The sequence below is a fragment of the Candidatus Uabimicrobium helgolandensis genome, assembly GCF_041508025.1.
GTDB classification, from domain to species: Bacteria; Planctomycetota; Uabimicrobiia; order Uabimicrobiales; family Uabimicrobiaceae; genus Uabimicrobium; species Uabimicrobium helgolandensis.
The window spans coordinates 2,095,148-2,109,981 of sequence record NZ_CP165719.1 but is presented as its reverse complement, the minus strand read 5'-3'; the positions used below and the strand labels follow the sequence as shown (position 1 = coordinate 2,109,981).

Below are 14,834 nucleotides of genomic sequence, written 5' to 3'. Positions count from 1 at the left end.
ATTTTCATGAATGAAGATTGTTATGATGTTGCTATTGTGGGCGCTGGAATTGTAGGATTAGCTACTGCCTACGAAATATCGAAGCGGTTTCCCCAAAAAAAAGTGGTGGTCCTTGAAAAAGAAAATTCACATTCTCTACATCAAACTGGAAGAAACAGTGGAGTTATACACTCGGGTATTTACTACAAACCTGGTTCAATGAAAGCAAAAACTTGTGTAGCAGGCGTAAAAAAACTGTATTCTTTTTGCGAAAAATATCATATATCACACAAACGTATTGGAAAAATCATTGTTGCTTCTAATAAAGAAGAACAACTTTATGTAGAGCATCTTTACAAACGAGGTTTAGAAAACAATGTTCCAGGAATTGAGATTATTGATCGAAAAAAATTACGCGAAATAGAAGAGCATGTCGATTCTCCTCTTGGAATCTGGGTTCCTACAACTGGGATAGTTAACTACAAAGATGTATGTTACAAGCTCGTAGAGCTCATCAAGTCAGCCAATCAAAATATTATTTTTAATTGCCATGTAAAAAAAATCAAATCCCACCCAAATTACAATTCTTTAATTACAAAAAACAAAATTTTTAAGAGTAGGTACTTTTTTAATTGCGCAGGCTTAAATGCTGATTATATTGCAAAACTTTGTGGTCTTACTCCCTCTATTCGATTAATTCCTTTTCGCGGAGAATATTATAAATTAGTTGCAGAGCAAAGCAACTTAGTACGCGGCTTGATTTATCCTGTCCCTAACCCTAAGTTTCCTTTTTTAGGTGTTCATCTTACGAAGATGATTGATGGTAGTGTTGAAATTGGTCCAAATGCAGTGTTATCATTTAAAAGAGAAGGTTATAGCAAAGCATCTTTTTCAATGAAAGATTTTGCAGATATTACATCGTATAAAGGCTTTTGGAAATTTGCTTTTCGTCATTGGCGTACAGGAGTAAACGAATACTATCGTTCTTTTTCAAAGCGCGCATTTGTTCAAAGTACTAAGCGTTTACTTCCGATAGTAACAATGAAAGATATGGTTTTCCAAAAGATAGGTGTACGAGCGCAAGCTTTAGATTTAGACGGCAATTTAGTCGATGATTTTTGCGTTGAAAGAAGTCGTAACGCCTTACATATTTTAAACGCACCTTCACCCGCAGCGACGGCTTCATTAGCTATTGCAGAAAGTATAATTAATATGAGTGAGCTTATTTAAAACTCTGACTACTCCTTTTTGTCAAACAAATCTCCAGCCAAAGTTTTATGTGCTTCAGCAATAGTGTCGCGATTATCATAATAAAAAACCATATTAATAGAACTGTGTCCACTTACCTTTGCAACTTCGTGATTATGCACTCCTTTTTCAATGAGAATTTCAATCACTGATTTACGAAATCCATGCGGACTGATTCCCGTTGCTTGTTTTATCAAGCGATGAGCATATACACGTCCCATTACCTTTCTGGTAGATGTTTGAAAAACAAATCCTTTAATTTCATAGCGTTGTATAAAATCAACGAGAGCTGACTTTGTTTCCTTTGGCAAATCTAATTTTCGTGTTTTTTCGCGTTTTTGCACAACCGTGATAGTCCCTTCCTCTATCATTTCGACTGTAATTTGCAAGGCTTCTGATATACGTAAACCAGTTGTTGCAAGAGTTGTTGTTAATACAAATTTGAGGTGATCACAAAATCCAAATTTATTATACGACTGTAATCTACTTAATAAATTTTTAATCGTGTCTAGGTTTAGACTTTTGGTAGTACTTTTACTTTGTCTTGGAGGTAAATTCATTTTTACAGGAACAGGATTTTTTTTATAACCATAGACATCACAAAGATAATTCCAAAAACCACGTATACTAGAAATCACAACTCGTTTTGTATTTGAAGAAGAAAAACTCTTAATAAAATTAACAATAGCTTTACGTACATCAATATAGTGAATTTGATTTAAATCTTGAAGTTTTTTAATACCAATAGATCTTGTGTGCCTTTTAATATAAGACTTGTATGATGATATAGTGTTCTTGTTACTGTATTTTTCATAGATGTAGTCATCAATTACTTCGCAAACATCTTTATTAAAAAGATCTAGAGGGTTATTGTTCTCTTTGCCTTTTAATATCAGCTCCATATTAATCACCTAAAATAAAATTTATGGTTACATAATTGTTATTATGTAACTATTGTATCAAAAGAAGATTTTAGTGTCAAATGTAAGTTGCTGGTTTTGTACGGGTTTTTTTGAGGAGAATTGTCTACGTAAATTGTAAAAATAATTTTGTTGTTGTATACTGAATCGATATCTATAACAAATATACTTTTCAATTTTGGGAGTTACACTATGTTATCTGATATAAATAACGAATCTAACTATCCTCCGAGAAAAATCCCATTTGTATTTCGCTACTCTGTATTACTTGGAGGTTTGTACAACAGTATGGCTTGGATTGCTCTTGCAATAATTATTTTTATTGTCGTTATTATGACCAAAAGTGAATTTTTTGCTGAAGCTAATAATTCTATATTCAAAATGATTTCTGCTTCCCTTTTGTTCCTACACTACTTTTATTCTTTTGTGCTAAAGAATTTTTATTTAGGAATGAAAGAATCTATAACATCTGAACATTTATTGCGCAATGGAATTATTAGTGTAGGCTCACTTGTTTCTAAAACAAAAAAACTTGAAGGGGATAAAACACTTACTATAACAATGGAGTGGGGAGAAAAGGAAGAAGATCATGATGTTTATGATGTTTACCAGTATACTTTTGAGTTTAAAGCAATTGATGGAAAAATATACCGCACTGTTGCAAAAAACTTTACTGCCTTTTGGGAAAATGTTAGTGATGTGCTCGAAAATTCTGAGAAAAAAATAACAATACTATATGATCCCTATAATCCTAATCGAGCAATTGTTTTAGAGACTTTACCAGGTAAGCCAACTTTAGAACGACAAAAAAAATTGGTTCAAAGAAATCCTGAGAAAGCCTTTGTTTTTTTATTTATACCATACATAGTTGTCTTACTGAGTTTAATATTTATCTTTTTTGGATAAGAAAAATAAATATGAATCTCTCACTAGAGCGTGTCATCATTCAAAATATTGTGTGTTTTTTCGAGCCCGAGCCCGTTTGCGAAACTTTCACTAACAATTTATCAAAGAAGCAAAGTTTCTTTTTCCATCGCAAAAAACTAGTATTGAACCAATAAATCACTTTCTGTCGCTCTCAAAAAGTTTTCGGGTGCGGGCTCGCAAACGGGCTCGGGCTCAATACTACTGGCGTATCATTAAATGAATCCGTTATATTTTTATCTGTATTGAATGATGACACGCCCTAGATATTTTAATTTTTTCTTTTTCTTAGAAAAAATTTGGTGGGAAAACCTGTGTATTTATCAAAAACAAAATCAATAACAATTCTAAGTGAAATGTGTCTTAAATTTTCGCAAAAGTGCAGTGATTTTGTTTTCGTTGAACAGGAAATTTTTTTTGTCAACCTACTTGTTTGAATGGCAAAGATAAGAGAAATGTAAAAACTGTAACAGCTGACAAAGATATGGCATATTTTTTCCAATCATTGGTGTTGTATTTACTCTGTAATTTATTTTGATAAAGTAAGAAAGGAATACCAATCGCTGGAGTAAAAGCTATAGGTATCATGAAATTTAAAGTAGTGGCAAGTAATAAAAGAAAATCGCATAGCAAGAGCTCTTTTAAAGAAAAACAATATCTCTTGAGAGCAAAAGTCCATCCAATAGCTCTTCCTAAAGATGTAAACAGAGCTGATAGAATAGCTATCATAGCGGTTTTTGTTTGAGGATGAAGAAGAAAAGATAAAGACATAACTAAAAAAGAAAGTCAAATAGATATTATAAAAAACTGTGTATCTGCTCGTAGCTTATTGTTTTTGAGGAAGGAAAACTTCTGAGGGTATAGATAAATAAAAATAAATAAAGGACAGCTAAACAAAAAAACAAAAAGAGGAAAACATGCTATTAACAAACAAATAGTTATCGCACTTACTAGAAATAGATATTCTAATTTTGATTTTTTTTTATTTTTTAAATCTACGGCAAGATTAGAAAATTTTGTTTCATTAATAGGACTTTCTATTTCGTGGGAAGATTCTTTTGTTTTTTGAGCAGGAGGTTCAATAGTTGTTATGTCATTTTGCTGTTCAGTTAAAGGTGAATTTATAGAAAAATTTACTTCTGCGTAGTTAAGCGTACTAGATTTTATCGTTTTCAAAATATCACTAGGGGTTTGTATACGTTTTTTTATGTCTTTTGCCATCATTTTTTCTAGAAGTTGCCGAGTAAATTTAGAAATATTTTTTTGCGGTAATTTAGGTACGGCTTTATGAACATGCTGATAAGCAATAGATGAAAAATTGCCGTCATAAGGAGGAGAATTTGAAAGCATGTAGTATAGTGTCGCGCCTAAAGAATATATATCGCTGCGAATATCAATATCAGAAGAATCTATTTGCTCAGGGGACATAAAGTGCGGCGTTCCTATTACCGCACCAGTACGAGTAATTCCTTTTTCCTGTTTTTGCTTAGCTAAACCTAAATCGCAAAGTTTTATTTTCCCATCTTTGCCTAAGACAATGTTGGAAGGTTTTATATCGCGATGAACGATATTTTTTTGATAAAGGCACTCCAATGCTTCTGCCACCTTCCAGATAATATGTATAGCTTCTGTTTCTGAAAGCACTCCTACTCTCTTTACATACCTTGATATATCCTCCCCTTTTATGTATTCCATAATATAATAGTGAGAAGCGTTTTCGAATCCAAAATCAATAATACGAACAATGTTAGGGTGATCTATTTTGGCTAGTAAACGAGCTTCTTGAAAAAATCTTGAAACAAGAGCCTCTTCTTCTAACTGTAAAAATTTTACTGCAACTTCTCTTTCTAATTTTGTTTGCATACCTCTGTAGACAGTTCCCATTCCTCCTTCTCCTAACTTTTCAAAAAGTTGGATTCCCGGAAGATGTAAATCTGAACCTTTTAAAGCGACATTAATTTTCGCTATCTGGCTATATGAAAGTAAATCTTGCTTTATAAAAATATCAATTATGCTTTTTTCAGTCCCCTTTTTTAAATTTAAACACTGTTGGATATCATTGGGACTAAGCATTTTATTGCGAACAATGTACTGAATAATCTTCTGTTCATTAGAATTAATCATATAAAAAATCCTAGCTATATTGCAAAATAAGTCTACTTTTAATACCTGTGTTAAGTAAATAACACACTCGTAAATTATCCGTATAATTTACATGGGAACAAAATCAATATATAAACAAAAAACAGAAATATAATTTATTTTTTTCAAAATATAAGTTTTATATTATTTTTTTCAAATTACAAATTTTATTTGAATTTTTACTTTAATATTTTTTGTAAAATTTAAACAAAAATATTTTTTGCTATTTTTTGTTTTTTTATAAAATTTTAACATATAAAGTATTGATTACTGTTACAATGTTTTATATTTATACATTTCTTCTATGTAAGATTAATGCCAAGAATATCAAGTTGAAATCCTAAAATGTTCGAATTGCATACAATAGTTTTCTTTTGCACATATCAATATGTTCTAAATACATATCCACAACAATAGCTCCGTCAAAAAAGTTTTCAATGTAGTTACGTACCTTATCTGACCATTCTATTATAAGAATATTAGGAGCCTTGAACATTTTTTCACAACGTAAGTCATTCATTTCTTTCGCTTCGAACATGCGATATGTATCAATATGATATAACATTCCTTGTGCTTCAGGTATTTGATGCTCACGGCATAGTATAAAAGTAGGAGAAGATACAGTTTCTTTAACACCTAGATGTTTTGCAAAAGCACGTGTAAAAAAAGTTTTTCCAGTACCAAGATCACCTTGTAAAAGAAATACTATTAATTTTTTTCCAATATAAGATTGTATTTTGTTAAAAATTTCTAGGGAAAAATCTTCCGTATCTTTTTCGCAAGAAGAATGATATTCTTTAAAATTTTCAAAATCAAAATCACTACGCCTTACTACCGTTAAATCTTCCACGGTGGTATCTGTAACAATACTTGGTTTTCTTTTGGGAAGTTGTCCACCATCTATGATTAAACCGATTAACTTCTGTTGTTTTTTCGAAATATTATTTAAAATGTCATCAATATGATATGGGGTTTTTTTATACGAAGCATTTGCTGATGTCGCAGTGATTGGTTTTCCAAATTGGGCAACAATATCGCGAATGAGCTTATAGTCAGGTATTCTTATTCCTTGTGTTCCATTTAACGCTTGTACATGGTTTGCTACTTTATTTTTTCCCCGAGAAATAACAGTAATAGGTCCTGGTAAATATAAGTTGTACAAATTAGTTGCTGTATTGTTTAATTCAACATAATTTTCCGCCATTTTCCGATCAGAAACTGCTATAGAAAGTGCTTTATCTGCTCTTTTTGTTTTATATTCCAAAACTTTGTTTACCGCTTGTTGGTTAGTGGCGTCTACCCCTACTCCATAGCACGTTTCCGTTGGATATATTACAATACCTCCTTTATTTAGAATTTCTATAGCAGCGGCAATAACTTCTTTGTTATTGTCAGTGAATTTAATTATATCCATATGGCATCCTATTCCGTTTTACTTTTTAATAAATAGTTATTTTACTAAGATTAAAATACTTGTTGCATTTGTTTAAAGTGTAAGACATCGTTTATTTACAAAAATTTTATTGCAATACTTGTTTTTTTTCCAGTACAATAAAAAGTCGGTAAACTACAAGATGTTTGGATGATATATTTACGGTGTAGCTAACAAAAATTTACAATTTTTAGTACTACATATCTAAAAAAAAATTCTTTTACTGTTTATCATAACAAACATCGAGAAATATGACTGTTCCTCTAATAAAAAACAATAACTTTCTTTTGACAGAAATGAGTCATGGAACACACACATCTAACGCAAGAAGATATTATATTTTTAGGCGCTTTATTACAACAATCTAAATCAAAAAATATAATAACGGCATATACTAATATCTTAATAGAAGCGCGCAAAAAAGGCGTAAAAGATAAAGCACAAAAAGTATTGCATAACGAAGAATTGCAAATTACAGAAACTTCAATGAGTATATTCACGATTGCTGGGAATTCACTCTTAACTGAAGGTGTTATTTCCATAGATAATATTCCACAACAGCAACAAGATTATTTTAGATTAAATAATGATCAAAAACAGGCTGCTGTTTTTGGGATGGCTGCTATGAAAGAAGGAATGTTTAACCTACAACAGGTAAACCAAATCCTTTCAAAATGGTCAAAAGAGTATGAAAAAACTCAGTGCAATATAGCTCAATTTTCTGTGAGTAATCGTTTTATTGAAAATGATATGCTGCAAACGATATTTCAAAAAGCAAATGAAATAGAAGAAGGATTGGGGCGGGTACAATTTCGAGATGGTGTTCTTCAGGTGGGAGCAAGTGTTCCTAAAAATTTCGGACGCTATGAAATTGAGGAAGAAATCGCTCGTGGTGGAATGGGAATTGTGTATAAAGCATATGATCCGTCTTTTCAGCGTACAGTCGCACTAAAAGTTCTTATTCGCGGTGAAGGATCTTCTCAACTTGATGTTGCTCGTTTTGAGCGCGAAGCACGGTCTGTTTACAAAATACAGCACGAACATATCATACCTGTTTATGATTTAGGTAGTGAAGAGGGGATGCCGTACTTTGCAATGAAGTTTGTCGAAGGGCATGGTTTAGACCATGAAAAAACTCCTATGCCGTATCGTAAGGCAATCAAAATGCTTACTCCTATCGCCAATGCTCTTTATACAGCTCATCAAACAGATATAATACATCGCGATATTAAGCCAGCGAACATTATGATCGACAAAGAAGGTAAAACATGGTTAACTGATTTTGGTTTAGCAAAAGACAAACAAGGAATACAAGAACTAACTCAAGCGGGTAGCTTCATGGGTACTCCTGCCTACATGGCCCCCGAACAAATAGATCATCCTGAATCTGTGGATGCTAAATGTGATATTTATGCATTAGGAGTTGTCTTTTACTCGCTTATTGTTGGTAAGCCTCCTTACGAAGCAAATACTTTTCCTGCTTTACTACGGAAGATAGCAGAGGGAAAAGCAAAACCACCACACCTAGCTCGAAAAGAAATACCTGAAGATATTTCTCGTATCTGTATGCGTGCAATTGCTAAAAAGAAAAAAGATCGCTATGCAAGTGCGCAACGTTTTGCTAAAGATTTGGAAAATGCGGTAGCAAGCCATAAACCAGGAAGAAAAAATTTAGCGGTTACAGGGCGTAACCCGGACATGAGAAGTAAAGTCAGAAAAAAAGGCAAAAGGCGTAAACAACATAGTAACGCAAATACAGGTATAATTGTTGCTATCATCTCAGCATTGGCAGTACTAATACTCATTGTTGTGATTGCATCTTCTTCGGGTGACACTAAACCTGAAAATAAGAATCCGGATGAATTTAAGTATACTAATGAAAATGACAAGGAAAATAACAATAAAACGGAAGAAGAAGTTGTAAAAATTCCCGAAAAAACGCCAGAAAACGATATAAAACCTAAAACAAAAATGTCTTCTCATGAATTAGCAAATAAATTAGATCAAATCAGAGTTTTTGTGAAACAGAAAAACTATGCTCTTGCTGATAAATACGTAAAGCAAATTTTGGTTGACTTTCCAGAAAATGCGCGAGCAAACTACGAAAAAAGTTATATTTTAGTACACCAATTAAAATACCAAAAAGCACTAAAATACATTGACATTTCGTTAAATAGTGCTGCTTCTGCAATATCGCTTAGTTACAAGGGACACATATTAAAACTTCTTAATCGATTTGAAGAGGCAGAGCAGTTTTACAGTGGGGCGCTAAAAATTCGCAAGTGCTTTCATTGTTATGAGCAAAGAGCTATTATTTATGCAAAACTAAAAAAATACGACAAGGCTGCTAATGATTTTTTTACTGTGCTTAGTAATAATTTGCAAGATGAACTTTATTTTAGTAGAGCAAGGACTATTTTGGAGAAAATGGGAGATCCATACAAACTAGTCACTTTTTTTACGAAACACATTAGAAAGCATCCTCAGAGTAGTTATGGATACTTAGAAAGAGGTTTGGTATATTTTTCCGTAATACAAAATTTTGATAAAGCAAAAGATGATTTAGAAAAATCGATCGAAATAAATCCTCGAAATATTCAGGCTCGGCTTTCTTTAGGGCAGGTGTGTTTGATAAAGAATGAATTAAACAAAGCGCTCAAAATAGCCAAAGAATTGACAAAAAAAGCGCCAAAGGTATATGCTTCTTACCTTTTGTTAGGTGACTGTTATATCGCAAATAAGCAAAAAAAGAAAGCTGTTGAAAACTGGGAGAAAGCAATACAAAAGCTACAATACGCTTCACCTAAAATTAGAGGGCAAGCTCGCGCTGATCTAGAAAGACGAATAAGAAATGCAAACAATTAAAAGCGTATCTTGTTTTTTATTATAGCTCAATATTTTATAAGCTTTTGGCATCAAAAGAACGTGGGAGAAGTTCACTCAGTGGAGTTACTTCCACTTTCATTTTTCCACGAATGTTAACCATAATAATATCCATATCATGGCAAAACTCATTTAAAACCTGGCGACATGCACCACAAGGAGTGCAAGGTTGAGGAGAATTTACAACAACAGCAATTGCTGTAAATCGATTCTTTCCCGTAGCTACAGCGTTAAAAATGGCGTTTCTTTCAGCGCAACAAGTTAATCCAAAAGAAGCATTTTCAACATTGCATCCCACGTAAATGTCTCCATCTTCGCATAGAAGAGCTGCTCCTACTTTAAATTTAGAATATGGTGCGTAGGAGTTTTTTCTAACTTTTTTTGCCTCTTCTATTAAATTATGATATTTTTGTATTTCCATTAAATTTTACATCTCATCATATTAAATTAGATTCTTATAGTGGATATTACATATTGTATTTATTGTCAAACAAGATAATCTATCTCTTATTGACAAGTTTTATACTTTATTTCAGTAAAATCTACTGTAAAATGGGAAAAGGTTCATATTCTATAATAAGTTATTAACAAAAATCAAGATATTTAATTTTTTTAGCAAAATTATTGAAGTGTACCGATCTTGTAATTTTACTTTCGTTTTAGCAAAAATAGCTTTGGGTTACTGTACCTAAAAGAGAGTCATATGACTAATATATCATTTTCGCAAGCGTTTTCGCCAGAGAACTTCAAATATAACACACAACAAATAATAAATATGCTATCTGAATATTTACAATCAATGCATGAAGATTTTGATACAAAAAAAGTGTTAAAATCGACAAATTGGGAAAGTATATTGAGCGAATGTTTAAGCCCTACTAGTTCATTTTCTAATGATTGGCAAAGTTTTGTTCAAAAAATAATCGATTATTCACAGCATTTACATCACCCTAATTACATCGGACACCAAGTCGCTGTTCCTCTTCCAATGGCATCGGCTATTGATTTAGTTAGCTCTTTTTTAAATAACAGTACTGCAATTGTTGAAATGGGTCCGATACACGCAGCTATAGAGACAAAACTTATCGAGTGGGTCGCACAAAAAATAGGTTACGGAGGAGACTCTGGTGGATTTATTAATGCTGGAGGATCACTAGGAAATTTGATGGCTTTACTTGCTGCAAGGCAGGTAAAATCAGGCTATGATGTTTGGAATGATGGTATACAACAACCTCTCGCAGTATTAGTTTCCGACCAGGCTCACTACTGTGTTGAGCGCGCTACACAAATAATGGGTTTAGGTAAAAATGGTGCTATTTCTATTGCTTCTAATCGCGATTTTCAAGTTACGAGAAAAGCTCTAGATTTATCATTCCAAGAAGCGCTTAAGAAGTACCGTAAGGTAATTGCTGTAGTTGGAAGTTGTTGTAATACGGGGCCAGGTACTTTTGAGAATTTACAAATAATAGCTGAATTCTGTAAAGAGCATGATTTGTGGTTTCATGTTGATGGGGCTCATGGTGCTCCTGTTGTCTTGTCAGAAAAATATAGCAATTTAACAAATGGAATATCTCAAGCTGACTCTGTTGTGTGGGATTTTCATAAAATGATGATGATGCCGAGTTTGTGTACAGGCGTTGTTTTTCGAAAAAAAGAAAATTCGTATATGGCATTAAAGCAACACGCTCCTTATCTATACTCAAATGAAAAAACAGATGATTGGCAAGCTATTAGTCAGCGCACAATGGAATGTACCAAACCATCAATGGGACTGAAGGCGTATTTTTGCTTGCGCCATTATGGTGAGAATTTTTTTGCGAGTTATATTGACTATACCTTTGATATGGGTAAATATTTTGCTGATATAATTGAAAAAAATTCTAACTTTGAGCTTGCTGTTATTCCTCAAGGTAATATTGTTTGTTTTCGCTTTATGTCAAATAATGGTTGCCTAGATACATTACAAAAAGCTATATGTAAAAAAGTGGTACAACTGGGACGTTTTTACATAGTGAATACAACTTTAAAAGACAAAGTGTACTTGCGAACAACAATTATGAATCCTTTTACAACAAAAGAAACACTAGTAAAATTACTAAGTCATATTCACGAAGTTGCAACAAATTTACAAAAGGAAAACATTCAGTGAAAGAGCCCGATTACCCTTCAAATGAAAAAGAGCGTCTAAATGCATTAAAACAACTACAAATTTTAGATACTCCTCCAGAAGAACGTTTTGATCGTTTGACAAGATTAGCCAAGAGTATATTTGACGTACCAATAGCACTTATCAGTTTAATTGATAGTGATCGTCAATGGTTTAAATCATGCCAGGGATTGGGTGCGCAAGAAACCTCTCGTACTATTTCTTTTTGTGGGCATGCTATTGTCCAAGAAACAATTTTTATTGTTGAAGATGCAACAAAAGATAGTCGTTTCTGTGATAATCCTCTTGTTGTTGGTGAACCTAATATTCGCTTTTATGTAGGGCAACCATTGACCTATCGAGACCACTTTATTGGTACATTATGTATTATTGATACAGTTCCGCGTACCTGGAACACTGAAAATCAACAAATGTTGTCGGACTTAGCAAAAGCTGTTGAAGATCAGATTAACGCAATTAGAATAACAGAACTGACAAAAGAAGTGAAACTACGCGAAAAATATCAACGTCAATTTGAAATGTTTTTCGATATATCTCCAGATATGATGTGTATATTTGATTTTAACTACAATCTTTGCGCCTCTAACAAAGCATTTCGCGAAACACTTAACCTTGATAAAGAAAATTTTTCAAAATCTTTTTTCCTTAATCTAATTCATGATGAAGATCGTAAACTTACCAAAGAGAATATATCTAAATTATTCAAAAATTCTTCACACCTCAGTTTTAAAAATCGATATAAAAGAGGAGAAGGAGATTATCAATGGTTATCCTGGAAGATAGCTTCTGTGGTAGATGAACAAAAATGTTATACTGTTATAAGGGACATAACTCAAAATACAACAAGAAGTATTGAATTGCAAAAAGCAAAAGACCTAGCAGAGAAATCAAGTCATAGTAAAAGTGAATTTTTAGCAAATATGAGCCATGAAATACGAACACCAATGAACGCCATTATCGGATATACAGAATGTGTGCTAGCCGGTTTTGATGGTCCAATAAATAGCGAACAACAGCAAAGTCTTCAAAAAGTTATTAATGGCGGTAACCATCTCCTCGAACTTATTAATACAATACTTGACTTAACAAAAATAGAGGTTGGGAAAGAAGAACTACAACTTGAGAAGCAAAATATAAATTTGTTAATCGAATCTTGTATAGAAGCAATGCAACCTCTTCTTTCTTCAAAAAAATTGCAGTTAAAAAAAATATATCCACAAGAAAAATTAGATGTATATATTGATGGAAAGAAAATTAGACAAGTTATTATAAACTTACTAGGAAATGCCATCAAATTTACAGAGAGTGGCTCAATTACCGTAGAATTGTCCTTTAATAGTAGTATGGTGTATTTATCAATTACAGATACTGGTATCGGTATTAATAAAGAACAACAACAACGTATTTTTGATGTGTTTACGCAAGTTGATAGTTCGTTAACTCGAAAATATAGTGGCTCTGGGCTTGGCTTAACTATATCTAAAAAATTTGCAGAAATGCATAATGGTGATATAATATTAGAAAGTCGCGAAGACTACGGAAGTACTTTTACACTGTGTTTACCTTGTTTTGAAAAAAATAACTACAAATTGGACGACAAACAAATAGATGTTCTTATTGTTGATGATAATACTGATGTGTGTGAAATAACTAGTAAAATTTTAGAAAACAATGGCTACAAAATTGCTGCAGTTCACGATGGTCTCTCTGGTTTTTTAATGGCGGAAAAATTACAACCAAAAGTGATTTTACTAGATATTATGATGCCAAATATGGATGGTTTTCAGGTGCTCACCAAACTAAAACAAAAATCAACAACTTCTAACATTCCTGTAATTATGATTTCTATATTTGATAGTATTGATTTAGCTGTTAGTCTAGGGGCCATAACATATTTAACAAAGCCAATCAAACAACATTTATTGTTAAACCATATAAAAAACTGCGTTACCAAGAAAGAGAAAGAAATACAATTACTACATATTGGTAGTAAACAAAACTTTGAACTTTTGGAAAAACATCTTTTTGAAATGAACTGCACAATCGAAAACTACTCTTGTTTGAGTTCTTTACCTGAATTTACAGGAAAAAGAATACCTGATGTTATCATTCTTAGTTTTTTAAGTATTAATGATAAAAAAAAGGAATTTATTCGTAGTATAAAAAAGAAATTTCAACATATTCCAGTGATTGTTTTAACAGACGATCCATTACGAAAAAATATTGAGCAAATAGACGGTGTTCTAGTTAAAAGCGGCTTGAGTTCGCAAAAGTTAATAAAGATAATTTGTGAAATAACGGAAGATAAAAAAAATGAATCGTAAAGTTTTAATAGTCGAAGATAATAAAGATAATAGCCAACTTGTTGAAAAGATTCTAAAATTTTATGGTTATCAAACGCAAATTTTAGAAAATGGAGAAGATGCTATAGAGTGGTGTAAAAATAATAATGCTGATATGATACTTATGGATATTCACTTACCACAAAAAAGTGGTCTGGAAACCACAAGTGAGGTACGCAAAATGGACACATACCGAACAATACCAATAATAGCCCTCACTGCCCATGCAATGAAAGGGTGGAAAGATAAATGTTTGCAAGCAGGTTGTACAGACTATATAACGAAGCCATTTCGACCACAGACATTGATTGAGTGTATGAATTCTCATTTTGAACCAAAATTAAATAACTAAACTACCATCCTCGTTAAATTGAAAACTATCAGCATATGCCACTTCCCACAAATAACCGTCGGGATCAGAAAAATATCCGCTATAGCCTCCCCAGAAAACATCTTGAGCCGCTTTTTCTATTGTACCACCACTTTGTTGTGCTAGCTGTAAAACAGCATCGACATCTTGGCGTTTTTTTGTATTATGAGCAAATGTAATTCCTCGAAATCCTGTATGTTGTTGTGGAAATTCAATACCAATGTCCTCTTCTAACTTCTCAAAGGGATATAAAGCTAATCTTGTTCCTTGTGTTTGGATAAAAAGAATGCCATCTTTAATATCACTGTTTGTAGGGAACTTTAAGCCACGACAGTAAAAATCATAAGAACGCTGTAAATCTTTGACACCTAAAGTAACGATAGTTATTCGCGGTTCCATAAATATTTCCTTTATTGCATGAGTTAAT

The 14,834-nt window shown here is 32.5% G+C and carries 12 protein-coding genes; 6 read left to right on the top strand and 6 right to left on the bottom strand.

The annotated features are described in order from the left end of the window. Nucleotides 1-6: 6 nt before the first annotated feature. Nucleotides 7-1,209 carry an L-2-hydroxyglutarate oxidase gene (gene lhgO / locus UABHE_RS07780; protein ID WP_372369683.1) on the top strand — a complete coding sequence of 401 codons (1,203 nt, stop codon included), beginning with the start codon at nucleotides 7-9 and terminating at the stop codon, nucleotides 1,207-1,209. 8 nt (nucleotides 1,210-1,217) lie between these two features. On the opposite strand, the gene UABHE_RS07775 is transcribed toward lhgO, so the two are convergent. Continuing rightward, on the bottom strand, nucleotides 1,218-2,129 hold the full coding sequence (locus UABHE_RS07775; RefSeq protein WP_372369682.1) for a tyrosine-type recombinase/integrase: 912 nt from the start codon (nucleotides 2,127-2,129) through the stop codon (nucleotides 1,218-1,220). A gap of 210 nt (nucleotides 2,130-2,339) precedes the next feature. Here UABHE_RS07775 and UABHE_RS07770 point away from each other — a divergent pair, with 210 nt between their 5' ends. Continuing rightward, on the top strand, nucleotides 2,340-3,053 hold the full coding sequence (locus UABHE_RS07770) for a hypothetical protein (RefSeq protein ID WP_372369681.1): 714 nt from the start codon (nucleotides 2,340-2,342) through the stop codon (nucleotides 3,051-3,053). A 438-nt stretch (nucleotides 3,054-3,491) separates the two neighbouring features. On the opposite strand, the gene UABHE_RS07765 is transcribed toward UABHE_RS07770, so the two are convergent. From UABHE_RS07765 to UABHE_RS07755, 3 genes are all read right to left on the bottom strand, one after another. Next, on the bottom strand, nucleotides 3,492-3,800 hold the full coding sequence (locus UABHE_RS07765) for a hypothetical protein (protein ID WP_372369680.1): 309 nt from the start codon (nucleotides 3,798-3,800) through the stop codon (nucleotides 3,492-3,494). Nucleotides 3,801-3,857: 57 nt separating this feature from the next. Beyond that, on the bottom strand, nucleotides 3,858-5,195 hold the full coding sequence (locus UABHE_RS07760; RefSeq protein ID WP_372369679.1) for a serine/threonine-protein kinase: 1,338 nt from the start codon (nucleotides 5,193-5,195) through the stop codon (nucleotides 3,858-3,860). Between the two features lie 358 nt (nucleotides 5,196-5,553). Continuing rightward, the gene (locus tag UABHE_RS07755) at nucleotides 5,554-6,627 is read right to left on the bottom strand and encodes an L-threonylcarbamoyladenylate synthase (RefSeq protein WP_372369678.1); all 1,074 of its coding nucleotides are present in this window, start codon (nucleotides 6,625-6,627) and stop codon (nucleotides 5,554-5,556) included. Between the two features lie 321 nt (nucleotides 6,628-6,948). On the opposite strand from UABHE_RS07755, the gene UABHE_RS07750 reads away from it, so the two are divergent. Next, a complete protein-coding gene (locus UABHE_RS07750) occupies nucleotides 6,949-9,510 on the top strand; it encodes a protein kinase (protein ID WP_372369677.1) in 2,562 nt (853 codons plus the stop codon). Nucleotides 9,511-9,544: 34 nt separating this feature from the next. Here UABHE_RS07750 and cdd read toward each other — a convergent pair whose 3' ends face one another. Further along, nucleotides 9,545-9,949, bottom strand: a complete 405-nt coding sequence (gene cdd, locus UABHE_RS07745; RefSeq protein ID WP_372369676.1) for a cytidine deaminase — start codon at nucleotides 9,947-9,949, stop codon at nucleotides 9,545-9,547. 282 nt (nucleotides 9,950-10,231) lie between these two features. Here cdd and UABHE_RS07740 point away from each other — a divergent pair, with 282 nt between their 5' ends. The 3 genes from UABHE_RS07740 to UABHE_RS07730 are packed head-to-tail and all read left to right on the top strand — an operon-like array spanning nucleotide 10,232 to nucleotide 14,389. Next, nucleotides 10,232-11,677 (top strand): aspartate aminotransferase family protein, encoded by a 1,446-nt coding sequence (locus UABHE_RS07740; RefSeq protein ID WP_372369675.1) that lies wholly within the window; start codon nucleotides 10,232-10,234, stop codon nucleotides 11,675-11,677. Continuing rightward, a complete protein-coding gene (locus tag UABHE_RS07735) occupies nucleotides 11,674-14,019 on the top strand; it encodes an ATP-binding protein (protein ID WP_372369674.1) in 2,346 nt (781 codons plus the stop codon). The genes UABHE_RS07740 and UABHE_RS07735 overlap by 4 nt, the downstream gene beginning before the upstream one ends. Beyond that, nucleotides 14,009-14,389 (top strand): response regulator, encoded by a 381-nt coding sequence (locus tag UABHE_RS07730; RefSeq protein WP_372369536.1) that lies wholly within the window; start codon nucleotides 14,009-14,011, stop codon nucleotides 14,387-14,389. The genes UABHE_RS07735 and UABHE_RS07730 overlap by 11 nt, the downstream gene beginning before the upstream one ends. On the opposite strand, the gene UABHE_RS07725 is transcribed toward UABHE_RS07730, so the two are convergent. Continuing rightward, a complete protein-coding gene (locus UABHE_RS07725) occupies nucleotides 14,378-14,806 on the bottom strand; it encodes a VOC family protein (protein WP_372369537.1) in 429 nt (142 codons plus the stop codon). The genes UABHE_RS07730 and UABHE_RS07725 overlap by 12 nt on opposite strands. Nucleotides 14,807-14,834: the final 28 nt, after the last annotated feature.

Coding starts and splice junctions, on each gene's coding strand:
- lhgO (WP_372369683.1), top strand. CDS start 7: ATGAATGAAGATTGTTATGATGTTGCTATTGTGGGCGCTGGAATTGTA.
- UABHE_RS07775 (WP_372369682.1), bottom strand. CDS start 2,129: ATGGAGCTGATATTAAAAGGCAAAGAGAACAATAACCCTCTAGATCTT.
- UABHE_RS07770 (WP_372369681.1), top strand. CDS start 2,340: ATGTTATCTGATATAAATAACGAATCTAACTATCCTCCGAGAAAAATC.
- UABHE_RS07765 (WP_372369680.1), bottom strand. CDS start 3,800: ATGATAGCTATTCTATCAGCTCTGTTTACATCTTTAGGAAGAGCTATT.
- UABHE_RS07760 (WP_372369679.1), bottom strand. CDS start 5,195: ATGATTAATTCTAATGAACAGAAGATTATTCAGTACATTGTTCGCAAT.
- UABHE_RS07755 (WP_372369678.1), bottom strand. CDS start 6,627: ATGGATATAATTAAATTCACTGACAATAACAAAGAAGTTATTGCCGCT.
- UABHE_RS07750 (WP_372369677.1), top strand. CDS start 6,949: ATGGAACACACACATCTAACGCAAGAAGATATTATATTTTTAGGCGCT.
- cdd (WP_372369676.1), bottom strand. CDS start 9,949: ATGGAAATACAAAAATATCATAATTTAATAGAAGAGGCAAAAAAAGTT.
- UABHE_RS07740 (WP_372369675.1), top strand. CDS start 10,232: ATGACTAATATATCATTTTCGCAAGCGTTTTCGCCAGAGAACTTCAAA.
- UABHE_RS07730 (WP_372369536.1), top strand. CDS start 14,009: ATGAATCGTAAAGTTTTAATAGTCGAAGATAATAAAGATAATAGCCAA.
- UABHE_RS07725 (WP_372369537.1), bottom strand. CDS start 14,806: ATGGAACCGCGAATAACTATCGTTACTTTAGGTGTCAAAGATTTACAG.